This window comes from Ensifer adhaerens (genome assembly GCF_001270265.1).
Taxonomy (GTDB): Bacteria; Pseudomonadota; Alphaproteobacteria; order Rhizobiales; family Rhizobiaceae; genus Ensifer; species Ensifer adhaerens_B.
In genome coordinates, this window is sequence record NZ_LGAP01000023.1 from 47,230 (window position 1) to 70,161 (window position 22,932).

The 22,932-nt window shown below is 59.2% G+C and carries 18 protein-coding genes; 3 read left to right on the plus strand and 15 right to left on the minus strand.

The annotated features are described in order from the left end of the window. The first annotated feature begins 575 nt into the window (after positions 1-575). Positions 576-2,135, plus strand: a complete 1,560-nt coding sequence (locus AC244_RS25285) for an ABC transporter substrate-binding protein (RefSeq protein WP_053251591.1) — start codon at positions 576-578, stop codon at positions 2,133-2,135. Between the two features lie 657 nt (positions 2,136-2,792). On the opposite strand, the gene AC244_RS25295 is transcribed toward AC244_RS25285, so the two are convergent. Both AC244_RS25295 and AC244_RS25300 read right to left on the minus strand, forming a co-directional pair. Further along, on the minus strand, positions 2,793-3,545 hold the full coding sequence (locus AC244_RS25295; RefSeq protein WP_053251593.1) for an SDR family oxidoreductase: 753 nt from the start codon (positions 3,543-3,545) through the stop codon (positions 2,793-2,795). After that, the gene (locus AC244_RS25300; protein WP_053251594.1) at positions 3,538-4,287 is read right to left on the minus strand and encodes an SDR family NAD(P)-dependent oxidoreductase; all 750 of its coding nucleotides are present in this window, start codon (positions 4,285-4,287) and stop codon (positions 3,538-3,540) included. Before AC244_RS25300 ends, AC244_RS25295 begins: the two co-directional genes overlap by 8 nt. A gap of 244 nt (positions 4,288-4,531) precedes the next feature. On the opposite strand from AC244_RS25300, the gene AC244_RS25305 reads away from it, so the two are divergent. Then, positions 4,532-7,573 carry an FAD-binding and (Fe-S)-binding domain-containing protein gene (locus AC244_RS25305; protein ID WP_053251595.1) on the plus strand — a complete coding sequence of 1,014 codons (3,042 nt, stop codon included), beginning with the start codon at positions 4,532-4,534 and terminating at the stop codon, positions 7,571-7,573. A 71-nt stretch (positions 7,574-7,644) separates the two neighbouring features. Next, on the plus strand, positions 7,645-8,358 hold the full coding sequence (locus AC244_RS25310; protein ID WP_053251596.1) for a FadR/GntR family transcriptional regulator: 714 nt from the start codon (positions 7,645-7,647) through the stop codon (positions 8,356-8,358). Between the two features lie 330 nt (positions 8,359-8,688). On the opposite strand, the gene AC244_RS25315 is transcribed toward AC244_RS25310, so the two are convergent. The 13 genes from AC244_RS25315 to AC244_RS25375 form a co-directional block, all read right to left on the minus strand. After that, the gene (locus AC244_RS25315) at positions 8,689-9,630 is read right to left on the minus strand and encodes an electron transfer flavoprotein subunit alpha/FixB family protein (protein ID WP_053251597.1); all 942 of its coding nucleotides are present in this window, start codon (positions 9,628-9,630) and stop codon (positions 8,689-8,691) included. A gap of 23 nt (positions 9,631-9,653) precedes the next feature. Next, positions 9,654-10,403: an electron transfer flavoprotein subunit beta/FixA family protein gene (locus AC244_RS25320; RefSeq protein ID WP_053251598.1), complete on the minus strand. Its 750-nt coding sequence runs from the start codon at positions 10,401-10,403 to the stop codon at positions 9,654-9,656. 12 nt (positions 10,404-10,415) lie between these two features. Next, positions 10,416-11,846: an aldehyde dehydrogenase family protein gene (locus tag AC244_RS25325; protein ID WP_414735951.1), complete on the minus strand. Its 1,431-nt coding sequence runs from the start codon at positions 11,844-11,846 to the stop codon at positions 10,416-10,418. An 11-nt stretch (positions 11,847-11,857) separates the two neighbouring features. Then, entirely contained in the window at positions 11,858-12,571 is a 714-nt protein-coding gene (locus AC244_RS25330) for an ABC transporter ATP-binding protein (RefSeq protein ID WP_053251599.1), read from the minus strand. After that, on the minus strand, positions 12,568-13,386 hold the full coding sequence (locus tag AC244_RS25335) for an ABC transporter ATP-binding protein (protein WP_053251600.1): 819 nt from the start codon (positions 13,384-13,386) through the stop codon (positions 12,568-12,570). Before AC244_RS25335 ends, AC244_RS25330 begins: the two co-directional genes overlap by 4 nt. Then, a complete protein-coding gene (livM, locus tag AC244_RS25340; RefSeq protein WP_053251601.1) occupies positions 13,383-14,687 on the minus strand; it encodes a high-affinity branched-chain amino acid ABC transporter permease LivM in 1,305 nt (434 codons plus the stop codon). Before livM ends, AC244_RS25335 begins: the two co-directional genes overlap by 4 nt. A gap of 11 nt (positions 14,688-14,698) precedes the next feature. Further along, entirely contained in the window at positions 14,699-15,616 is a 918-nt protein-coding gene (locus AC244_RS25345; RefSeq protein ID WP_053251602.1) for an ABC transporter permease subunit, read from the minus strand. A 79-nt stretch (positions 15,617-15,695) separates the two neighbouring features. Then, the gene (locus tag AC244_RS25350; RefSeq protein ID WP_152976097.1) at positions 15,696-16,817 is read right to left on the minus strand and encodes a branched-chain amino acid ABC transporter substrate-binding protein; all 1,122 of its coding nucleotides are present in this window, start codon (positions 16,815-16,817) and stop codon (positions 15,696-15,698) included. Between the two features lie 264 nt (positions 16,818-17,081). Continuing rightward, positions 17,082-18,005 (minus strand): LysR substrate-binding domain-containing protein, encoded by a 924-nt coding sequence (locus AC244_RS25355; protein WP_053251604.1) that lies wholly within the window; start codon positions 18,003-18,005, stop codon positions 17,082-17,084. Positions 18,006-18,076: 71 nt separating this feature from the next. Next, on the minus strand, positions 18,077-19,282 hold the full coding sequence (locus AC244_RS25360) for an NAD(P)/FAD-dependent oxidoreductase (RefSeq protein WP_053251605.1): 1,206 nt from the start codon (positions 19,280-19,282) through the stop codon (positions 18,077-18,079). Beyond that, positions 19,279-20,097 carry an NAD-dependent epimerase/dehydratase family protein gene (locus AC244_RS25365; RefSeq protein ID WP_053251606.1) on the minus strand — a complete coding sequence of 273 codons (819 nt, stop codon included), beginning with the start codon at positions 20,095-20,097 and terminating at the stop codon, positions 19,279-19,281. Before AC244_RS25365 ends, AC244_RS25360 begins: the two co-directional genes overlap by 4 nt. A 12-nt stretch (positions 20,098-20,109) precedes the next feature. Then, positions 20,110-21,315: a pyridoxal phosphate-dependent aminotransferase gene (locus AC244_RS25370; protein ID WP_053251607.1), complete on the minus strand. Its 1,206-nt coding sequence runs from the start codon at positions 21,313-21,315 to the stop codon at positions 20,110-20,112. Beyond that, positions 21,315-22,931 carry a hydantoinase B/oxoprolinase family protein gene (locus tag AC244_RS25375; protein WP_053251608.1) on the minus strand — a complete coding sequence of 539 codons (1,617 nt, stop codon included), beginning with the start codon at positions 22,929-22,931 and terminating at the stop codon, positions 21,315-21,317. The genes AC244_RS25370 and AC244_RS25375 overlap by 1 nt, the downstream gene beginning before the upstream one ends. Between the last annotated feature and the right edge of the window lies 1 nt (position 22,932).

Below are 22,932 nucleotides of genomic sequence, written 5' to 3' on the forward strand. Positions count from 1 at the left end.
GGCAATTTCGCTCGCGGTTATGGCGAGGTTCCGGATTTCGACGAAGGATTGCCTCACCGTTTCCATCGCGGCATAGGCCGTATCGACGATCCCCATTGCCAGACCGATGCTATCCGTGATGACGCGAGATTGCCCTTGAAAAAATCCGCCAGCCTAGCCGCTCAGATTGTCAACAAATATGCTATAAATAGTACTACTGATTGTCGACAATTAAGTTGACAAATACCATCTGTGTGCGATGGTCCCGATTAGCAGGCACGAGCTAGGGAGGAGCAGTGTTGATGCAAGGTCCTTGGAAGACCGTCGCGACAGCGTCTCCGCTGGGCTTGTTGCGACGGGCGCACACGCCAACACGCTCCGCTTAACCGATCAGCGTGACATCTTCGGCGATCGAAACGGCGGCGCTCAGGTCAAGCGATGACCGTCAAGATTGAGCAGGTCGTGTCCGCGCCGACAACAAGCCGCGCCACTGGCTGACCAGGCGATCCGACGTATCGCCTGCGAGCCGTCCGTGCCTTTAACGAAGAAGATTCCCGTCAAGGGGATAGCTGACCTCAACCAGGGAGAACTGCAGAATGCTCAAGAAATTGACCCTCGCGGCCGTCATGTCGGCCGCGCTTTCCGCGGCTGGTCACGCGGAAACGCTCAAATGGGGCGCCTCGCGCGACATCTATTCGCTCGACCCCTATTCTTATGGCGACAGCTACACGCTGTCTTTTCTCAATCACGTCTATGAGGGGCTTGTCCGCTTTGACGCCGAACTGAAGATCGAGCCGGCGCTGGCGATATCCTGGGAGACCGTATCGGATACGGTCTGGCGGTTCCATCTGCGCGAGGGCGTGAAGTTCCATGATGGCGCCGACTTCACCGCGGACGACGTGATCGCCTCTCTCACTCGGGTCAGCGATCCGGTGTCCCCGCTCCGCGGCAACCTTCCGGCCTATAAGTCGGCGAAGAAGGTCGACGACCACACTGTCGATATCGAATTGGTCGGACCCTATCCGCTGCTGCTGAACGACCTGACGAATATCCACATTTTCGACGCTACCTGGCTCACCGACAACAACTCGCTGAAGCCGACGGATGTCGGCAAAAGGATCGAAGGCTACGCCACCTACCACACCAACGGCACGGGTCCGTTCGAGCTCGAGAGCCGCGCGCCCGACAGCAAGACAGTTCTCGTCAAGAACGCCGAGTGGTGGGATACGTCGCAGTCCAATATCGATCGCATCGAGTTCACACCGATCATCTCGGCCGCGACGCGAGTAGCCGCGCTGTTGTCGGGCGAGATCAACTTCACCGAGAATGCGCCTGCACAGGATATTCCGCGCCTTATCGCGCAGCCGGACCTGAAGGTCATGGAGCGCACCGACCTGCGCACCATCATGGTCGGTTTCAACCGCAAGCCGAATCTGGCCAACGGCGACGACAACAAGTTCAACGACCTGCGTGTCCGCCAGGCTGTCGCCCATGCGCTGGACAAGGACCTCATCCAGAAGCGGGTCATGCGCGGCAAGTCGAGGATCGCGGGGACGATCATTGCGCCTGAGATTCCCGGGTATGTCGAAGCACTGGACATGGTGGTGCCGTTCGATCCCGAATTGTCGAAAAAGCTCCTCGCCGAAGCCGGAGCCAGCGATCTCCCCTTCACGCTCGTCTGCACTAACGAGGCGTATGTCAACGAGGAGGAGCTTTGCCAGAGTATCGTCAACATGCTGAGCCGCGCCGGTTTCAAGCCGCAGCTCGACATAGGCCCGACGGCTGCACAGGCGCCCAAGCGCACGGGGGGTCTGTCTGATGTCTATCTCATCGGCTGGGCGAACGAGCCGATGCTCGACAGCTACTCGATCCTGCTCCAGATGATCGAGACGAGGAGCGACAAGGCGGGCGTCTTCAACTGGGGTGGCTGGAGCTATCCAGAGATTGATAGGCTGATCATCCAGGCATCGACCGAAATGGATCGAACGAAGCGGCTCGAGTTGCAGACCAAGGCACTCCAGATGGTCAAGGACGAAATGATCATGTTGCCGTTGCACCAGCAGCCAATGGCCTGGGTGATGAGCAATGAGATCGACCGGGTCGCTCAGCTGGCGGACAACAAGCCGCGCCACTGGCTGACTCATTTCGCTGAGTAACCCTCGTGCGGAGCTGGAACGGCAGGCGTTCCAGCTCCTGCTCAACTTGCGTTTTCAGCGCGTACCAATCGATACATTATGCAACGCTTGACGCAGAAACCTATCGGCATGGAAGTCCCCTAGAACGCAGCGATGAGACAGGTGCCCAGTTGTTCAATTGCGTGGTTGTAGAACTCATTGTTTCAGCCTTAGTTCTGAACAAATTGCGCGCCTTGAGGTCGATCATGAAGCCTTTCTCGTTCGAGCAAGGTAAGCCTCCATTGCGGAACCAATGAACTAGCGTCGAGCCGATCCGCAACATTCAATCGGCCAGAGCCGGCTCGGAGCCCAAAACAGCCGATCCATCTCAGACTGCCGTCACTATGCGGAATACCGTACATTCCGAGCACCTTGGCTGACGGATATCCTCCCGTCGCAGCAACGGTACGATCCTCAGACACGGCCTAGCCGCCAACGAGCGCCTTAATCTTCAGAGACCGAACGGAAGCCGAGACGAAGAGCCGCGACTGCGGTTGGCGAGAGCTCCAGGGCCGTTTGATTGCGCAGGCGGGGTATCATGGCTTGGGCGGCCACGACCGATCGGATCGCAACCGGCCGATAGTATTGGACGAGATCCGGTGCGTCCTTAATATTCTTCTTTGGCCTGTCGGATGACAACTACGCTTCCTTTCCCGATTCAAACTTCACCATCGTTCCGCCGCCCGTTGCCTGGTCCGTCGGAAAGACTTCAACACGCGCGACGTCGACATAGACGGGAAGCGAAATCACGTCGTCGACAATGCGTGCGATGTGTTCGGGCTGGATTGGTCGGTAGCCGTCGTAGAGCACCGCGTTTGCCTGATTGCCGGGAATGGAGGACCGGTAGAGATCTGTTTGTACTCGGCCTGGGACGATTTCGCTGACCCTGACGGAGGTGCCCAGCAGATCGCAGCGCAGATTATCGCAGAAGAGACTGAGGCCAGCCTTGGAAGCACCATAGGCGCCCATGTTGGGGTACGGTGCCTGGCCCCCGCTCGAGCCTATGTAGATGAGGTGACCCCGCTTTCGCGCAACCATGCCAGGGAGAAAGGCGCGTGTCAGATGAAGAGGCGCCTTGAGGTTGATATCGATCATCGCATCGATCTCGGCCGGCTCGATGTCCTGGAACGAGGCGCGGGTCGACAGGATGCCGGCATTGTTGACGAGAATGTCCACCTCGACGCCGGCAAGCGCTTCGGCGATACGCGCTGTGTCGCGCACATCCGCTTGCACTGGGATAGCGCCATTCGCCGCAGACAGCGCGGCAAGCTGCCCCTCGTTTCGGCCAACGGCGTAGACCGTAAGCCCCCGGGCTCGCAACGTAGGCACGATGGCCTTGCCGATGCCACTGGTGGCACCGGTCACGACGGCAACGCGGTAGGCGTCAGACATAGATGTAGCCTCCACTGACCACAACGTTTTCGCCTGTGGCATAGGTGTTGCGGCTCGAGGCCATCATGACGATCCACTCCGCCATCTCCGCAGGTTCCGCCGCACGCCCGAGTGCGCTGGCCTTGGCAAGCTCCGGCAGGAAACCGAGTTCCTTGGCTCTATCAGTGGCAAAGCCTGCCGGCGCCACCGAGTTTACGAGGATTTGGTCTTTGGCGCATTCCTGGGCGAACGACTTCGTCAGGCTGACCACCGCAGCCTTGGTGGCAGCGTAGTGGGCGTTCTGGGGGTGTGCCTTGAAGGCATCGACCGACGTGACGTTGACGATGCGGCCCGTCACCTCCGGCGCATTTACGAATTGGCGCATGTGGTGAACGGCAGCGACCATCATATGATAGGTGCCCTTCACGTTGACGGCGTTTTCGACGTCCCAATCCTCGTCCGTGATTTCCAGAATGGGTTTGCGCGGATAGATCGCCGCGCTGTTGACTAGCGCATGGATGCGGCCGAGCTTGCCGGCGACCGCTTCGAAGCCATTGTGGGCCGTCTCCGCCCGGGAAATGTCCGCCGCAGCCGTCGCGACCTCCGCACCAAGTCCCCTAAGTTCAGCCGCCGAAGATGCAAGCTGAGCCTCATTGCGGTCGATCAGGCCGATTTTGGATGCGCCATGCGCGATCATCAATTTCGCAGTCGTAAGGCCCAGTCCTGAAGCCCCGCCCACGATCACAACAGATTGGTTGTTCATGTTCACCCTCGTGTTTATGACGAAATCTGTATGCTATAAGTTATATGATAAGTGCCACCTAAGCAAGACGCTTTACACTGCGGGAGCACCGAGCTTGCACTCAAAGCCGATGCAAGGAAAGGCCACGTGGAGGGTCACGGCGAGATCGGCGCTGTGTTTAAAGCGCAACGGCGGAAGCGCTTGGCGGCGCAGCATAATATATGATAACAGTTGTATGCTAACTTTTAACTGTGGGTGTTCCTCCATGATTCCTCGCCTCAGATCGCCCCTTCCCATCGACAATCCCAGCTCGACGTTCTTTGAAAGTTTGATTGAAGCTGGATTTGCAGGCGACATTGATGCGAGTGCCGGCGGGCGGGTGGTATCGGCCACCGATAACTCGATTTATCAGCTGACACCGCAGGCTGTCGTTTTTCCGAGGGGTGCAAATGACCTTTGCGTGCTGACGAAGATTCTGTCCGAGCCACGTTTTCGGGAGATCACGATTGCGCCACGAGGGGGCGGCACCGGCACCAACGGACAGTCGTTGACCTCGGGTATCGCGGTCGACTGCTCTCGCCACATGAACCGTATCCTCGAGATCGATCCCGTCCGCCGCGTAGCGCTTGTAGAGGCTGGCGTCGTCAAGGATCAGCTCAATCGCGAGCTTGAAAGGTACGGTCTTTTCTTCGCCCCCGAGCTATCAACTTCCAATCGAGCAACTATCGGCGGGATGATATCAACTGATGCATGCGGCCAAGGATCCTGCCTTTACGGAAAGACGAGCAACCATATTCTCGGGCTACGTGTGGTGCTGATCGACGGCACGGACGTGTGGACGCGACCCCTTGAAAATTCTGGTCTTTCCGAGGTTTGCGTACGCACCGACCGCCTTGGCGAAATCTACCGTACAGTTGATCGCATCACCCGCGAGCAACACGCGGAGATTGACAGAGTCTTCCCCCAGCTGAACCGCTACATGACAGGCTACGATCTCGCCCATGTCAGACGCCCCGATGGACGCTTCGATCTTAACTCCATTCTCTGCGGTTCCGAGGGCACGCTCGCGGTAATCGCCGAAGCGGAACTGAACCTGCTCCCGGTCCCTGCGCGCTCGGCACTTTTCACTATCCGATACGACAACTTCAACAGTGCACTTGAAGATGCCCGCGAGCTGACCAGGCTTGGAGTGGCCTCCGTCGAGACGGTTGACGAAAAGGTGCTCGGTCTGGCCAAGGGGGATATCGTCTGGAGCGATATTGCACGCTTCTTCCCGGATGATGCCACTACTTCCTCCAACGGTATAAATATCGTTGAGGTGCTCGGCAACGACGAGTCCGATTTGAAAGACAAGGTAGCCGACATCGAGACGGCACTCGACAATGGCGCCTTGCGTCACAAGGGCTATAGCGTAGCAACGGAAAAGTCCGACGTTGAAGCGATCTGGCTGATGCGAAAGCGTGCTGTCGGCCTGCTTGGCAATGTCGAGGGGTCAGTAAGGCCCGTCGCCTTTGTCGAGGATACGGCCGTTCCGCCAGAAAACCTTGCCGCCTATATTCGCGAGTTCCGCTCGCTTCTAGACGCCGAAGACCTGTCCTATGGCATGTTCGGGCATGTAGACGCCGGGGTGTTGCATGTCCGCCCTGCCCTCGATCTGACCCGCGCTGATCACCAGCACAAGGTCCGCAGGATCAGCGATGCGGTCGTTGCGTTGACCAAAAAATATGGTGGGGTGCTATGGGGTGAGCACGGCAAAGGCGTGCGTTCGGAATATGTGCCGGAATATTTTGGCCCCCTGTATCCGGCCTTGCAAGAAATCAAGGGGGCCTTCGATCCGGAGAACCGCCTCAACCCGGGAAAGATTGCGGCGCCTGGCGACGCAAAGCTGCTGAAGATCGATGACGTTCCCCTGCGCGGTGCGTTCGACCGGTCGATTGGCGACGATATCCGCGCCGCTTTTGACAATGCCGCATATTGTAACGGCAACGGTGCGTGTTTCGATTTCGACGAAGCAAGTCCGATGTGCCCGTCCTACAAGGCGACGCGTGACCGCCGTTATTCTCCCAAGGGCCGGGCATCATTGATACGCGAATGGTTGCGCCTGCTATCGGAAAATAAGGTCGATCCGCGCAGAGAGGCCGTGCGCCAGACCTCGGTCGGCAGCCTTCTTACACTGCCCACTCGCGCCTGGAACACTCTCAACCCCGCCAATCGCGATGATTTTTCCCACGAGGTGCGCGCTGCGATGGACACCTGCCTCGCCTGCAAGGCCTGTGCCGGTCAGTGCCCAGTCAAGGTCAGCGTTCCCGCTTTCCGTTCGAAGTTTCTCGAACTCTACCACACCCGATATCTACGGCCGATCAAGGATCCGATTGTAGCAACAATCGAGACCCTCCTGCCTCTGTTGGCGAAGGCACGGCCGCTCTACAACACCTTTGTCCGATCTCAGGCAGGCCGCACCCTATCGCGCTCTCTCGGCCTGACCGCCCTGCCAGCTATGCCGTCTCTCTCGCTCGAAAGGCAAGCACAGGCGATGGGGGTCACGATTGCGACGGTCAAACGTATTTCCGCAATACCGGTCGACGCACGCGCGAAGATCGTCGTATTCGTGCCCGACGCCTTCACCGCCCATTTTGATCCGGCTGTCGTCGTCGCAGCGCTGAAGCTCGCAAAAAAGCTCGGCCTGACGCCCTATCTCGCCGCCCCTCACCACAACGGCAAGGCGTTGCATGTCCACGGCTATCTGCGAGCCTTTAGAAGCAGGGCATTGCGGACTGCCAACTATTTCGACAACCTCTCACAGCTTGGGGTTACCCTTGTCGGCCTCGACCCATCAATGACGCTTACCTTTCGCAGTGAATATGCCGCCTCGCCCGAAACCAGAACGAAGGCGCAAGTTCTCCTGCCGCAGGAGTGGCTTCGCGATCACCTCGCTTCCTTCAAGGCTGTCGGCCCCGGCGTCCCGGAGCACCACATTCTCTTGCCTCATTGCACAGAACGTACGAATGCTACCGCGAGCCTTGCTGATTGGCGCAAGGTATTCAGTGCGGCTGGTGTTGATCTCGAAATCGCCGATGCGGGCTGTTGCGGGATGGCGGGAACCTTCGGCCATGAGGTCCGCAACCGGTCAATCTCAGAGAAACTGTATGCCATGAGTTGGAAATGCCACATCGACCATATGACGGAACGGCGCGTCGTCATGGCGACGGGCTATTCCTGTCGCTCACAGGTGAAGGAGATCGACAGGAAGACAGTGCCCCATCCAATTTCTGTGCTCAACGCCATGATGGGCAGCGATGAGATCTGAAACGAATTGGCGAGGGCGATCTATGATCATATATGATAAATGGCATCAGATATCTGAGGCGTAGGATTACCATGTCCATTTTTCCCCAGCGCGGCAACCTCGCGCAGCTCGTCGTCGAAAAGCTGACTGACCGGCTTGAGAATGGTACCTATCCGCCGGGGGGAAGGATGCCGTCCAGTGCCGAGCTTTGCGAAGAGTTCGGCGTTTCTCGCACTGTCATGCGAGAAGCCCTCGCCTCCCTGAAAAGTGCAGGCCGTGTGGTCGCCCGCCAAGGCTCCGGTGTCTTCGTGACGGAGCGCGACAGTCGGCCTATTCACTTCGAGGCGGGCCGCATTGACGATATCCGGTCGGCCCTTGAAATCCTCGAACTGCGCTTCGGCGTAGAAATGCAGTCGGTTGCCCTCGCCGCAGCGCGACGCACACCCGAGGCGCTTGCCGACATAGCGCGCGCCTACGATATCTTGAATGGGCTTGAAACCGACGATATCGAAGCCGAAGCCGAAGCCGATTTTGCCTTTCACATGGCCATCGCCAAGGCCACTCGAAATCCGCACTTCCCCCGTCTATTGGAAGCGCTCATGGGGGAAATCAGCTCCGAACTCCTGATGAAGTTCAGGCAGTCCGGCCCGTCGCGCGCCAGTTTCGTCGCTAAGATCAAGAAAGATCATGCGATGATACTGTCTGCTATCACCCAGGGCGATGAAACGGCCGCGCAAACAGCCCTTTCGACGCATCTGAGCGACAGCCTGAGCCGCTACCGCAACCTACTCGCGGCCTCACGATAGGCGCAAACAGCCGGCACATCATACATTGCTGCCTCACTCTCGCGAGCGGATCAGTAATCCTTACCCAATAAAAGCGTTGCTTGCTTTTCCGGATTGGGTTTTTGGCAACAAAATGGAGACGCGGAGGAAGCAGAGCTACTGCTGAACGCACTGTCAGATGTTGCACGGGCGCAATTGCGGACCGAGGCGTCTTTAAGGGTCAGGAGCACTCCCTACTTCGGACACGACGAGTGGGAACCATTCGCGCCCGGTCTAAAGACGCTTGAAGACGCAACAACTATTCGGCGGTGCCAATCGCCATCATTCAACCACACCTCGGCCCGCTGCCGATCAAATCGCCTTCTGCAGCTCCGGCAGAGCATCGAAGAGATCGGCGACGAGGCCGTAGTCGGCGACCTGGAAGATCGGCGCCTCCTCGTCCTTGTTGATGGCGACGATGACCTTCGAATCCTTCATGCCGGCGAGGTGCTGGATCGCCCCGGAGATGCCGCAGGCGATGTAAAGATCGGGCGCCACCACCTTGCCGGTCTGGCCGACCTGCCAGTCGTTCGGCGCATAGCCGGCGTCGACCGCAGCACGGCTTGCACCGACGGCAGCGCCGAGCTTGTCGGCAACCGGCAGGATCACTTCCCTGAATTTTTCCGACGAGCCGAGCGCCCGGCCGCCGGAGATGATGATCTTGGCCGAGGTCAGTTCCGGACGATCGGACGACGACAGTGCATCGGCGACGAAGCTGGAGACGCCCGGGTTGGCCGCAGCCGCGATCGTTTCGATCGCAGCCGAACCGCCTTCAGCGGCCGAGGCGAAGGAGGCGGTGCGCACGGTGATCCCCTTCTTGGCTTCCGTCGTCTGCACCGTCTGGATGGCGTTGCCGGCATAGATCGGGCGCCGATAAGTATCGGCGGAGACAACTTCGATGATTTCCGAAACCTGGCTGACGTCGAGCAGCGCTGCGACGCGCGGCATGACGTTTTTGCCGACCGAGGTCGCCGCGGCGACGATCGTGTCGTAGTTGCCGGCAAGCGAGACGATGAGCGCTGCCAGCGGCTCGGCGAGGTTGTTGGCAAGCGAGGCGTCGTCGGCAACGAGCACCTTGGCAACACCGGCAAGTTTGGCGGCCTGCTCGGCCGCTGCCTTGGCGCCGGCGCCGGCGACCAGCACGTGAACGTCGGCTCCAGTCCCACTGGCGATCTTGGAGGCAGCCGTCAGTGCCTTTGCCGTCTGGTCGGAAAGGTGGCTGCCGTCGTGATCAGCCAGAAGCAGAATAGCCATGATAAAATCTCCCTTTCCTGAGCTTACAATACGCCGGCTTCGGTCTTGAGCTTTTCGACCAGTTCGGCGACCGACTTGACCTTAATGCCGGCCTTGCGGCCCGACGGCTCCTCGGTCTTCAGCACCTTGATGCGGGCTGCGGTGTCGACGCCGAAGTCGGCCGGGCTCTTCTTGTCGAGCGGTTTCTTCTTCGCCTTCATGATGTTGGGCAGCGAGGCATAACGCGGCTCGTTCAAACGCAGGTCGGTGGTCACGACCGCCGGCAGCGTGATGGCGATCGTCTGCAGGCCGCCATCGACTTCGCGCGTCACCGTCGCGCTTCCCTCACCGATCTCGACCTTCGAGGCAAAGGTGCCCTGGGCCCAGCCCAAGAGCGCCGACAGCATCTGGCCGGTCTGGTTGCTGTCATCGTCGATTGCCTGCTTGCCGACGATGATCAGCCCCGGCTGTTCGGCGTCTGCAACACCCTTGACGATCTTGGCGACGGCGAGCGGCTCAACCTGGTCTTCGGTCTCGACGAGGATCGCCCGGTCGGCACCCATGGCGAGTGCCGTGCGCAGCGTCTCTTCGGCCTTGGCCGGACCCACCGACACGACGACGACCTCATCGGCCTTGCCGGCTTCCTTCAGCCGCAGCGCCTCTTCCACCGAGATCTCGTCGAACGGGTTCATCGACATCTTCACGTTTGCGAGCTCGACGCCCGAACCGTCCGCCTTCACGCGGATCTTGACGTTGTAGTCAACCACCCGCTTCACGGTGACCAGAATTTTCATCACGGTATCTCCTCAGGCGAGCGTGTAGGCCGTCTTGACGGTTGTGTAGAACTCCGCGGCGTAACGGCCCTGTTCGCGTGGTCCGTAGGATGAACCCTTGCGTCCGCCGAAAGGTACATGGAAGTCGACGCCGGCGGTCGGCAGGTTCACCATGACCATGCCGGCCTCCGAGTTGCGCTTGAAATGGGTGGCATACTTGAGGCTTGTCGTGGCAATACCGGAGGAAAGGCCGAAGTTGGTGTCGTTGGCAACGGCCAGCGCCTCATCGTAGTCCTTTACGCGGATGACCGCGGCGACGGGTCCGAAGATTTCCTCACGGGCGATGCGCATCTCGTTCGTCGCTTCGGTGAAGAGAGCGGGCTGAAGGTAGAAGCCGGGTGTTGCCCGCTCCAGCCGCGCGCCTCCGAAGGCGAGTTTCGCACCTTCGGAGTGGCCTATTCCAATATAGTCGACATCTTGCTTCAGTTGGCTTTCGTCGACGACGGGGCCGATATGGGTGCCGCTCTTCAATGCATCGTCAATGACAAGGTTCTTCAGGCGCTCCGTCAGCGCAGCCACAAAACGGTCGTGGATGCCTTCAGTGACGATCAGACGTGAGGAGGCCGTGCAGCGCTGGCCGGTCGAAAAGAATGATGAATTGGCGGCCGCCTCGACAGCCACGGATAGGTCGGCGTCATCCAGCACGACAAAGGGATTTTTGCCACCCATTTCAAGTTGGAACTTGCGGTTATGCTCTACGGAGGCGAAGGCGACGCGCTTCCCGGTACCGACGGATCCTGTGAAGGTAATGGCATTGACGTCAGGGCTGTCGAGCATTGTCTGGCCGACAACACTGCCGCGTCCCATGGTGAGGTTGACGACGCCGGCGGGCGCACCGGCGCGGTGCAGGATGTCGACCAGTGCCCAAGCCGAGCCGGGCACGAGGTCGGCGGGTTTCAGGACCACGGTGTTGCCGTAGGCGAGCGCCGGGGCGATCTTCCAGGCAGGAATTGCAATCGGGAAGTTCCAGGGTGTAATGACGCCGACGACGCCGACCGGCTCACGGGTGATTTCCACACCAACATTCGCCCGCACGGAAGGCAGCGTCTCACCTGAAAGGCGCAGCACCTCGCCTGCGAAGAAATCGAAAATCTGACCAGCTCGTGCCACTTCGCCGATCGCTTCCGGCAAGGTCTTGCCTTCCTCGCGCGCCAACAGGCGACCGAGCTCTTCCTTTCGGGCCAGAATCTCGTCGCCGGTCTTTTTGAGGAGCGCATGACGCGCGAGGATTGGCGATCGCGACCAGGCGGGCAACGCTGCCCTGGCAGCAGCGATGGCGTTTTTCGTGTCGTCGGCGCTCGCGCGCGCATACTCACCGACGACTTCGTTGACGTTGGAAGGGTTGATATTCGCCGAAGCGTCACCGGCTACCCATTCGCCGGCGATGAAGTTTTTGTGCAGCATGATGTATCCGTTCAATGCATGCCGAGATAGGCTTTGCGGACGTCTTCATTGTCGAGAAGCGCGGCGCTTTCCCCGGAGAGATGGATGCGGCCGTTGACCATTACATAGGCACGCTGCGAGAGCTTCAGCGCGTGGTTGGCGTTCTGCTCGACGAGGAAGATTGTCTTGCCCATGGCAGCGATTTCGCCCAGCACCTCGAAGACTCGCTTAACGACGAGCGGGGCAAGGCCGAGCGAGGGCTCATCAAAGAGAATGAGCTCCGGGCGGGCCATCATGGCGCGCGCGATAGCGAGCATCTGCTGTTCGCCGCCAGACATGGTCCCGGCGGTCTGATTGCGGCGCTCCTTGAGACGCGGGAAGAGCTCAAACATGGTCGCTCGGTCGTCATCGAAATGATCCATGCCGATGGGCGTTGTGCCCATCATCATGTTCTCTTCAACGCTCATCTCGTGATAGATCTGCCGGCCTTCAGGCACGAGCGCTATGCCGCGACGGGAGATATGGTTCGTCGCCAAACGGGAAATGTCCTGGCCGTTGTGCAGAATCTTTCCCGCCGAGGCCCGCGGTGCGCCAAAGATTGAGGCCAGCAGGGTGGTCTTACCGGCGCCGTTAGCGCCGATCAGACTGACGATCTCGCCCTTGGAAATGTGCACGTTCACATTTTTTAGCGCCTCTACGGGGCCGTAATGGGCGTGGACGCCGGAAAACTCTAGTAGCGGGTTCATGCGCTCACCTCTTCTTCGCTGACCCCGAGATAGGCGGCGACAACGGCCGGGTCGTTCGCCACATGCTCGGAAGTTCCATCTGAAATCACCTCGCCATGGTCGAGCACGACGATGTGTTGAGAAATGCGCATGACGAGGCCCATGTCGTGTTCGATGACAAGCACAGTCCGGCCGTGCTCGCTACAGAGCGACTGAATCACCGCCGAAAGCTCACGCGTTTCTGACGGATTGAGGCCGGCCGCCGGTTCGTCGAGGCAGATGAGTTCGGGGTCGGTGCACATAGCGCGCGCGATTTCGAGGCGCCGTTGGCGTCCGTAGGGCAACTCGCCGGCAAGCCGATTGGCGTCGTCGACAAGGTTCATTTCTCGAAGCCAATAGTAGGCCAGGTCGACCGCCTCGCGTTCGGCCCGGAGAAAGCCTGGAGTGCGCAACACGCCGCTGATGAGATTATTGGCGGTCACGCGGTGCTGGGCGACAAGCAGGTTCTCGACCACCGACATTTCCTTGAACAGGCGGATGTTCTGGAATGTACGGGCTATTCCGGCGCGCGTGACGAGGTGCGAGCCCCCTGTGACAGGCCTCGTCATCAACGATCCGATGTTTTGCGGGCCCTTCCGGCCGTTGAGCAGGATCTCGCCTTCGCTCGCGCGGTAAAAACCCGTGATGCAGTTGAACATCGTGGTCTTGCCAGCACCGTTCGGGCCGATCAGCGCCGTTACTTCGCCACGCTCGACAGAGAAGCTCACATTGCGGTTCGCGACGATCCCGCCGAAGCGCATGGTGACATTGCGAACATCGAGAAGAGGTGTGGTCATTGGGCAGCCTCCGCTTTGACCGCTAGCGGCACGTTCCGATTTTCCTCTTTTGTGCTCGGGAAGAAGGCGGGGCGCTTGACGCGCACGAGGCCGCGCGGCTTCCAGATCATCATCACGACCATCAGCACTCCGAACACCAGAACGCGGTACTCGGCAAAGTCGCGCAAGAGTTCCGGCAGGATGGTGAGCACGAGTGCCGCGGCGATGACGCCGACGGTCGAGCCGAGGCCACCGAGAACAACGATAGCGAGAATGAGAGCGGACTCGAAGAAAGTGAATGACGTCGGGTTCACGAAACCCTGATGGACGGCAAAGAAGACACCGGCCAGTCCGCCAGTCGAGGCGCCGAGCATGAAGGCGGTCAGCTTGGTGAAGACGTGATTCACGCCCAGGGAACGGCACGCGATCTCGTCCTCACGCAATGCCTCCCACATACGGCCAAGTGGCATAACGCGCAGGCGCTCCACCGCGTAGATGACCAGGCAGACGACCAGGAAAAGCACGATGTAGATGAACCAGAACTTGTAGTCGGCACTGTAGGGGATGGCGAAGTATTCGTGCAGAGGAACGCCGCCCTGCTTGGCCGTCCGGGTAAATTCTATGCCGAGCAAGGTAGGAGCCGGCACAGGTGCGCCGTTCGGTCCGCCGGTGAAATCCAACCAGTTGTTGAGCACGAGGCGGATGATTTCGCCAAAACCGAGCGTGACGATGGCGAGATAGTCGCCGTGCATTTTCAACACCGGGAATGCGAGGATCATGCCGCAGAAGCCTGCGAGCAGAGGGGCAAGCACCAACGCACCCCAAAAGCCAAGGCCGAGATACTGTGCGCCAAGGGCTAGGAGGTAGGCGCCGACGGCATAGAAGGCGACGAAACCCAGGTCGAGCAGGCCGGCGAGGCCAACAACAATGTTCAAACCGAGTCCGAGCAGGCAGTAAATAAGCGCGAGGATCGCGATGCCGAGAAAATACTTGTCGGCGAAGAGGGGCAAGCTGAGGCCGGCGATGAACAGCAACGTGAGGATCAGCACAGGGGATTTCTCAGTACCCGTCATAACCGTTACGCCTGCGGCGTTGCCACCGATCTTGGCAGTGATTTTTTTGCCGATACTGGTCATCCCGACCAACGAAAGTCCGACGCGGCCGGCGGTGACTAAAGCCGCGAGCAAGACGGCGCGGGTCAGTTCATTTCGGAAGGAAAAACCCTCCAGAACAAGCCCGGAAATGGGACCGAACAGGATGAGCGAGACGGTAAACGTGAGAAGCGCTTGCTTGAAGAGCGCTGGGAGGCGATTTGTTTCCATTTCGTCTCTCCTCACACTTTCTGGATTTCCGGCCGACCGAGCAGGCCGTGCGGGCGGAAGAACAGGAGGAGAATGAGCAGCGCAAAGGCGAAAACATCCTTGTAGTCCGTGCTGACATAGCCGGCGAACAGTGCTTCGGTGAGACCGAGCAGCACACCGCCGAGGACAGCGCCAGGCAGTGACCCGATGCCCCCAAGCACGGCTGCGGTGAAGGCCTTGATGCCCATGACGAAGCCAATAAAGAAATTGAACGAGCCGTAGTTGAACGTGACGAGCGTGCCGCCGACTGCGGCCGTTGCGGCGCCGATGACGAAGACGGTGGAGATGATCCGATCGGTATTGACGCCGAGAATCGCGGAGAAGCGGATGTTCTGCTGGGTCGCTCGGCATTCGCGGCCGATGCGCGTGTAGTTGATCACGTAGGTCAGAATGCCCATGGCGATCAGCGAGGCGAAAAGGATGACCGTCTGCATGTACGTGATCTGTGCGAAATGCGTGTCGTTGCCAAAGCGGAATGACCCGCTGATCAGTATCGGCACGCCCTGATCACGAGCACCCTGCGAGATCTGGACGTAGCTTTGCAGCATCAACGAGATGCCGATTGCTGAAATCAGTGGTGCGAGTTTGGTCGATCCGCGCAGCGGCCGGTATGCGACACGTTCGATCGCCCAGCCATAGACGGCGGTGATGAGGCACGTGATAACCAGGATGGAAATCAGCGCGAATGGAACGGACTGGACGCCAAAGGAGGCGAGAACAGCAAGGGTAATCGCGGCGACATAGGCGGAAACCATGTAAACGTCGCCATGAGCGAAATTGATCATACGGATCACACCGTAGACCATGGTGTACCCGACGGCGATCAAGCCGTAGATCGTGCCGAGCGTGATCCCATTTATCAATTGCTGCGCCAAGATGAAGATATCCATGGCAAACCCCTCTATTTTTTTCGATTGGTGGAGGGGGCCGGACGGCGCGCGCACCGACCGGTCCCCTTAGGGGCGCGGTTTACTGATTGCGAACCGGATTGCCCTTGTCATCGAAAGCGTAGAAGACGAACTTGAAGTCCTTCACGTCGCCCTTTTCGTTCCAAGCGAGATTGCCAACGGCCGATTTGACATTATTGGCGCGTAGCCACTTTACTTGGTCGTCGATGGTCCCTTCCTTAGTTCCCTGCAACGCAGCGACGATGGCCTGGGCACTCGCATATCCAAACAATGTGTAGTTGTCGGGAGCGACGTTCTTGCTCTTGAGGTCGGTGAGCGCATCCGCCGCCGCGGGGTCGTCCTTTGGATCTGCGGCGGACGAGTAGTAGACACCCTTGAGGTTCTGAGGGCCGCCAGAGGCGGTAACGATCTCTGCCTGAGCCAGGGCATCGCCGCTGATGAAGGCAACGTCCAGGCCCTGCTCGTGGATTTGGCGGATCAGAGGACCAGCTTCGGGAATGAGGCCGCCGAAATAGACCGCCTGAGCGCCGGTGCTCTTGATCTTCGTGACCAGAGCATTGAAGTCGCGTTCGCCGCGTGTCAGGCCTTCATAGAGCACCGGCGTGACCCCGCGGTCGGAGAGCGTCTTCTTCAGCGCGTCGACCAACCCCTGGCCATATGTATCCTTGTCGTGGATCAGCGCGATCTTGTCGAACTTCAGAGTGTCAAGGATAAATGATCCGGCCACCACTGCCTGCTGGTCATCACGACCACATGTGCGAAACATCGTGTCGAAACCGCGGTCGGTGACGATCGGATTGGTGGAGGACGGGGTCACCGTCAGGATGCCGGCGTCGCTGTAGATTTCAGAAGCAGGAATCGTGCTGGACGAGCAGAAGTGGCCGACAACGGCCTGCACCTTATCCTGATCGACAAAACGATTTGCAACCGCAACAGCCTGCTTCGGCTCGCACGCATCGTCTCCCTTCACCAACTCGATCTGCTTGCCGTCGAGGCCACCGGCATTGTTGACGTTCTGGATGTAGGCCGAGACGCCTGTCCAGACCTGTTCGCCAAAGGTGGCGTTGGCGCCTGTCATCGGACCTGCGACACCGATCTTGATCGTCTCGGCAGCGTAAGCGCTGGAAACAAGCATTGCGGATACGAAAGCCGCTGAAGTGAGAAGCTTGGAAATAGATTTCATCGACATTCCCTCTGGTTAAGCCACGTGGCCCTTGGTTATTCGAGCAACCGCGTTGGCTCGCGATCGATTATAGTTGGCCCGCCCGATTGCCTGTTTTGTTGGGCAATCGGGGTGACAATTTTTGTTCGATTTGTAGGTTCAGCTATGGGCGACTGACTGCCCTTGCCGGCCACGTAAAGCCTGCATCACTTGCGGGCTGGCCCAAACCAAGAAACAACGGCGATAGACAAGTTTTCCTTTCTACGCCGCTGCAGCCTGCGCGGTTCAGTCGAACTCGTGGCGGAAAGACCAGTCCTCGGAACAAATCCAGTCGCAAAATGTCGAGATGATCTTGACCCGCTTGTGCGCCCGCGGGACGACGAGATAGAAGCCGGGAATATCGTTTTCGTTCATGTCCTGGAGCCGATCCACGCCAAGTGGCGCGACTAGCCGGCCGGCGTTTATATCCGAAAGGGCGTCCAACCTTGACACCAGACCGACTCCCAGCCCAGAAATCGCCCCTCGACGCATCGTAGCGGCGTCTTGGAACTCGATCTCGCCGGCGACTTCGTGGGCTTCAAGTCCCAAATGCCGAAGGACTTTCCCCCAAAGGTTGCGTGCCATAACAGGATGTAGCAGCGTAAATTCTGTCAGGTCTCTTGGCTCTTTGAGCCGCGCAGCAAGCTCCGGTGCGCAGCAGATCACTTTTGGATCTCGGATCAGCAACTGGCAATCATAGTCCTTCCAGTTACCAAACCCCCACTGAATACACACATCGACTTCATCGGCAGCGAAGTCTCGGATGTTGACCATTGTCGTCATCCGGATATCCGCCCCAGGCATCAGCTCCCGGAATCGTTCCAACCGCCCCATCAAATAGCGGGTTGCGAAGTAAGGGCTGACATTGATGTTGATGCGGTTACGATAGGTCGAATTGGTAACCCGCCGGATACCCTCGGTAAATTCGTTGAAACCGGCCTCGATGAAATGCGAAAGGACGATGGCCTGTTCTGTCGGCTCGATTACCCTCGCCTTTCGTTCAAAAAGCGGAACGTGGAGAATATCCTCAAGCAGTTTAATCTGCTGACTAACAGCCTGCGGCGTTACAAGGAGTTCGTCGGCCGCACTTCGGAAGCTACCCTGTCGCATAACCGCCCAGAAGGCTCGCAGTGCGTTTAGCGGCGGAAGACGCGTGTGCTGTCCAACCAATTTTCTCTCCGAAGCGACAGGACTTGGGGACTGTCGCGGTGACGATCCTTGGAACGTCACCGCGCACGGTTTCAGATTACCGCCTTTTCGAGGAAAGGGCGATTGGCGACGATGCGCTCGAATCCGACTTCTGACAGATCCAGAGTGCGGTACTCGCCATAGATGATGAGCTCGGAGACACCCCGCCCGGTTGCCGGGCCTTGCTGAAGGCCGTGACCGGAAAAACCGTTGGCGAAGACAAAGTTGCTGACTTCGGGATGACGCCCAACAATCAAGTTGTGGTCCAGCGTATTGAAGTCATAGTGACCCGCCCACTGATTGACGACCTTGATCGCCTCGAACTTGGGCGAGCGCTCGGCCAGCGCTGGCCAGATGATGTCTTCGAATTCTTCGTAGCGCGGCTCGAAATCATCCCAATCGGTCGCGGGATCTTCCACCGGCGGACAACCTGTCAGAAAGAAGCGTCCCTCGGGGCGACAGAAAACGCCGGACGGGTCGATCATTAGCGGCAACCTCCCCTGATTGACGTTGGCAGTACCTTCCGGAGACTGCGCGCAGTCGAAGACGAAAAGCGTCCGCTTGCGCGGTTCAACTGGAATGTCGAGGCCGGCCATACGGGCAGTCAGTGCCGCGCGCGGACCGGATGCGTTGACAATCGTTCCGGCCGTGATGAGCGCGCCCGACTTCAGCGTTACAGATTTCACGGCGTTGCCTTCCCGGCCGATAGCAACGACTTCGTCGGTGACATAGTCGACACCCAGGGAACGCGCCTTGTTCTTGAAGCCGTACATCAGCCCGGTATTATTGAACCAGCCTTCACCCGAGCGGCCGTAGGAGGCGAGTTCCAGATCGGCGACGTTTAAGTGCGGAAACGCATTGGCTAGTTCGTCTCGGGTCCACAAAACGACATCAGCGCCGCACGCGACCTGCGCGTCATGGTTTTCCTTGAGAATCTGGACCTGGTCGGGAGTGCTCGCCAAGAACAGGTAACCGCCTGAATGAAAGCTGAGATCGGGTTTGTCGTCGCCGACCTGCATCATTTCGCCGAAGTTGCGGATGACGTCCGAGCCATATTGGCTGATCTTCACATTGATCGGGTTAGAAAACTGCGTGCGGATAGAGGAAGACGACAGCGAGGTCGCCGCCTTCAGATAGGTAGGGTCCTTTTCGACGACGAGAATGCTGCCGTCAAAATCGGGGTTGGCCGAAAGATAGTAAGCGACGGCGGAACCGATTACCGCGCCGCCGACGATGACGACGTCATACTGGTCTTTCATTTGGATGCCTCATCATCGGGATGGCCGATATCAACAAACCATCCGCCAAGATGGATGGTGGAGGGCGCTTTCGGATCGAGCGGCGGCTTTTCCGCCTCGACCTTGGGGCGGAACCGTTCCGTGTTGTCCTGTGGGACGTAGCCGAGATGCCCGGCTTGGGAGTTGTCCACGGGTTTGACGGCATTGTCAGAAATGCCAAAGCTGATTGTATGACCGACGCGCGGCGCCGTAAGGCTTGCTACCACGAGGCGGACGCAATCATCGAAGGATAACCAGGACCAAAGCATGCGGCGATCTGCTGGTTCCGGAAACGAAGAAAAGATGCGCAGGCACGCGCTTTCGATCCCGAATTTGTCCCAGTAGAAGCGGCTAAGAGCCTCCACGAAACACTTGGAAACGCCATAGAGACTGTCCGGACGGACAGGTGCGTCCGTATCGATATGGGCTTCGAGCGTGTGATACCCGATCGCGTGCACCGACGAGGCATAGACGACGCGCTTGACGCCATGCTTACGTGCGCCCTCGTAGATATGATAGCTGCCTCGGATATTGGAATCGAGGATGTCCTGCCAGGGCCGTTCCAAGGGCACGCCGCCGAAGTGTACAATCGCATCGGCGCCGTCGATGGCTTTCAATACAGCGGCCTCGTCGGCTAGGTCGAAGACCATCGCCTCTTCGTTCGGCTGCACATTCTTGATTTCCGTGATATCGGCCAAGCGCAACGTTTCGGCCAATGGTGCCAATCCGCGGCGCAGCTCAGTCCCCAGCCGGCCAGCTGCACCCGTGATCAGAATGGTTTTGTAAAGTTTGGGCATTCTTCCTTCCAATCAGATCTCGAGTTTGGCGATGGCCGCGCCGATGCGCTTCACTGCCTCGGAAAGGACCTCTTCCGAGGTCGCGGTAGAAATGCGGAAGAAGGGCGAAAGACCATAAGCCGTTCCGGGAACGGCTGCGACATGGGCCTCTTCGAGAAGATACTTCGCCACGGCAACATCATCGGCCAACGGCTCGCCGGCAGGAGTCCTGGCACCAATCAGCGCCGCACAGCCGATATAGGCGTAGAACGCACCTTCCGGTGGATCGAGGCTGAGCGCGTTGATCCTTGCGATGCCGTCGACGACAAGGTCGCGGCGGTCTTCGAAGGCAGCGCGGAACTCGACCACGCAATCCTGTGAGCCCTCCAGCGCAGCCTTCGCCGCGATCTGCGCCGGCGCCGAAACGGAGGTGCAGGACTGGCTCTGGATCGTCGCCATCGCCTTGATCAAATCTTTGGGGCCTGCAGCATAGCCGACGCGCCAACCAGTCATGGCATAAGCCTTCGACATCCCATTCACGATCAGCGAGCGATCACGCAGGTCCGGGCAGGCTGCACCAAAGGAGACAAATTCGCGGCCGTCGAAAATGATGTGCTCGTAGATCTCGTCCGATAGGATCATGACCTTCGGATATTTGGCGAGAACCGCGCCGAGTGCTTTCAACTGTGCTTTCGTGTAAACAGCGCCGGAGGGGTTGCCGGGCATGTTGAGGAAAAGCCAACGCGTCTTTTTGGTCAGCGCCGCCTCCAGCACCTCAGGCGTCAGACGAAAACCGTTCTCGGCCGGGCAGGCAGGCGTAACTGGTACGCCGCCAAAGAGCTTCACCATCTCCGGATAGGAGACAAAGTAGGGTGCCGGCAGGATCGCTTCGTCACCCTCCTCCAACGTCGCCATCAGCGCGTTGAAGATGATCTGTTTGGCGCCGTTGGCGACCGCAATCTCGTCAGTTGCGTAATCGAGGCCGTTCTCTCGCTTGAACTTTGCCGCGATCGCCTTGCGCAGATCCGGAGTGCCGAGCGAGGCAGTATAGAGCATTCGCTCCTTCCGAGCGGCATTGAAAGCCGCCTCGGTGACATGAGCGGGCGCCGGGAAATCGGGTTCACCGAGACCGAGATCGATCACGTCTACCCCCGTGGCCGCGAGATCTTTGGCTGCCTGCGACACGGCCATGGACGCGGAGGGTTTGACGGCCGAAAGCCGACTTGCAATAAGGCTCATTACTTCTTCTCCGTCACATAACCCTTGGACAGGTCTTCGGCTTTAGCTTCGGACGAGCGTTCAGCCGGACTGCCGAACCCGCCGCCACCGGGCAATTCCAACACCAGCCTTCGACCCGCCGGCACATGCTGCCATCCCTTGGGACGCAGCTTTGTGCCGTCATCGAGCCTCGCCGAACCCGGCGCGCCGTCCTCGCCCCCGTCACGACCGCGCGGTGGCGTCGCGATGCGGTCAAACATCGCGGAAAAATCAAACTCGTGGCCTTCGGCCGGCGCAATTTCGATGACTTGGCCAAGGCCGCCGCGATACTTGCCCGCACCACCCGAATTGGGTCGGAGTTCCTTTCGCCAGACGACGATAGGACCGGTGTGCTCGGTTGCCTCGATCGGCATGGTGTGGACCCCAGAAGGGAAGGCAGTCGAGGAGAGCCCGTCGAGGCCTGGGCGCGCGCCCATACCGCCAGAGTTGAACATCAGCACTTCCGCACGCCTACCGGTTCCGCCGGCAACGGGACGAACGGAAATGTGGATGTTCCAGAGCGCCGCCGCGCCTTCTGCTAGAATCTTGCCGGGCAGCGCCTTGGCGAGCGCGCCGAGCACGAGATCCGGGACCATATGGCCGATGACGTGGCGCACCGAGACTGGAGCCGGGCGCTCGGCATTGAGGATGTTGGTCGGCGACGACACGTTGAACACGGCAAGCGACGCTGCGTTGTTCGGGATATCCGGTGCCACCACGCACTTCAGCGCATAGCAGGCATAAGCCTTGGTATAGATCAGCGGCACATTGATGCCCCAGCGGCTCATCGCACCCGAACCGGCGAAGTCAACGTTTACACCGCTATTCGTGATGGACACTTCGGCCGCGAGTTTAATCGGCTCGTCGTACCCGTCGGTGAGCATCTCATTCGACCACGCGCCCTTGGGTAGGCCAGCGATGCGCTCCATCGTTGCAACATGCGTGCGCGACAGAATGAAATTGCCGAGTGTGTCGAGGTTGTCATAGCCGACCTCGTCCAGCATCTCGATCAGCCGCTTGTGACCGACGTCGTTGCAGGCGGCGAGTGAGAAGAAATCACCAATCACCTGATTGGGCTCGCGCACATTGAGGCGTAGAATTTTCAAGAGGTCCTTGTTCACGACGCCCCGTTCGGCGAATTTCATGATCGGAATCTGGATGCCTTCCTCGTAGACCGACTTGCCGTCAGCCCCAAACCCCCGACCGCCGACATCGACCACATGCGCCGTGCAGGCGAAGAAGCCGATCAGTTCCTCACCCTTGAACGAAGGCGACACCATCGTGATATCGTGCAGGTGTCCGGTGCCCTTCCAGGGGTCGTTTGTCACATAAGTGTCGCCGGGATACATGTCCTCGCGCGGGATTTCGGCGATGAAATGCAGAACCGCTTCCGCCATGGTGTTGACGTGGCCGGGTGTACCGGTCACCGCCTGAGCGAGCATCTCGCCCTTGGCATTGTAGACGCCAGCTGAAAGGTCACCTGCCTCGCGAACGGAGGTGGAAAAGGCAGTCCGCAGTAGCGTCAGCGCCTGTTCTTCTACGACCGAGATCAGGCGGTTCCACATTACCTGCATGCGGATTTCATTGATATCGCTCATA

Coding starts and splice junctions, on each gene's coding strand:
- AC244_RS25285 (WP_053251591.1), top strand. CDS start 576: ATGCTCAAGAAATTGACCCTCGCGGCCGTCATGTCGGCCGCGCTTTCC.
- AC244_RS25295 (WP_053251593.1), bottom strand. CDS start 3,545: ATGTCTGACGCCTACCGCGTTGCCGTCGTGACCGGTGCCACCAGTGGC.
- AC244_RS25300 (WP_053251594.1), bottom strand. CDS start 4,287: ATGAACAACCAATCTGTTGTGATCGTGGGCGGGGCTTCAGGACTGGGC.
- AC244_RS25305 (WP_053251595.1), top strand. CDS start 4,532: ATGATTCCTCGCCTCAGATCGCCCCTTCCCATCGACAATCCCAGCTCG.
- AC244_RS25310 (WP_053251596.1), top strand. CDS start 7,645: ATGTCCATTTTTCCCCAGCGCGGCAACCTCGCGCAGCTCGTCGTCGAA.
- AC244_RS25315 (WP_053251597.1), bottom strand. CDS start 9,630: ATGGCTATTCTGCTTCTGGCTGATCACGACGGCAGCCACCTTTCCGAC.
- AC244_RS25320 (WP_053251598.1), bottom strand. CDS start 10,403: ATGAAAATTCTGGTCACCGTGAAGCGGGTGGTTGACTACAACGTCAAG.
- AC244_RS25325 (WP_414735951.1), bottom strand. CDS start 11,846: ATGCTGCACAAAAACTTCATCGCCGGCGAATGGGTAGCCGGTGACGCT.
- AC244_RS25330 (WP_053251599.1), bottom strand. CDS start 12,571: ATGAACCCGCTACTAGAGTTTTCCGGCGTCCACGCCCATTACGGCCCC.
- AC244_RS25335 (WP_053251600.1), bottom strand. CDS start 13,386: ATGACCACACCTCTTCTCGATGTTCGCAATGTCACCATGCGCTTCGGC.
- livM (WP_053251601.1), bottom strand. CDS start 14,687: ATGGAAACAAATCGCCTCCCAGCGCTCTTCAAGCAAGCGCTTCTCACG.
- AC244_RS25345 (WP_053251602.1), bottom strand. CDS start 15,616: ATGGATATCTTCATCTTGGCGCAGCAATTGATAAATGGGATCACGCTC.
- AC244_RS25350 (WP_152976097.1), bottom strand. CDS start 16,817: ATGAAATCTATTTCCAAGCTTCTCACTTCAGCGGCTTTCGTATCCGCA.
- AC244_RS25360 (WP_053251605.1), bottom strand. CDS start 19,282: ATGAAAGACCAGTATGACGTCGTCATCGTCGGCGGCGCGGTAATCGGT.
- AC244_RS25365 (WP_053251606.1), bottom strand. CDS start 20,097: ATGCCCAAACTTTACAAAACCATTCTGATCACGGGTGCAGCTGGCCGG.
- AC244_RS25370 (WP_053251607.1), bottom strand. CDS start 21,315: ATGAGCCTTATTGCAAGTCGGCTTTCGGCCGTCAAACCCTCCGCGTCC.
- AC244_RS25375 (WP_053251608.1), bottom strand. CDS start 22,931: ATGAGCGATATCAATGAAATCCGCATGCAGGTAATGTGGAACCGCCTG.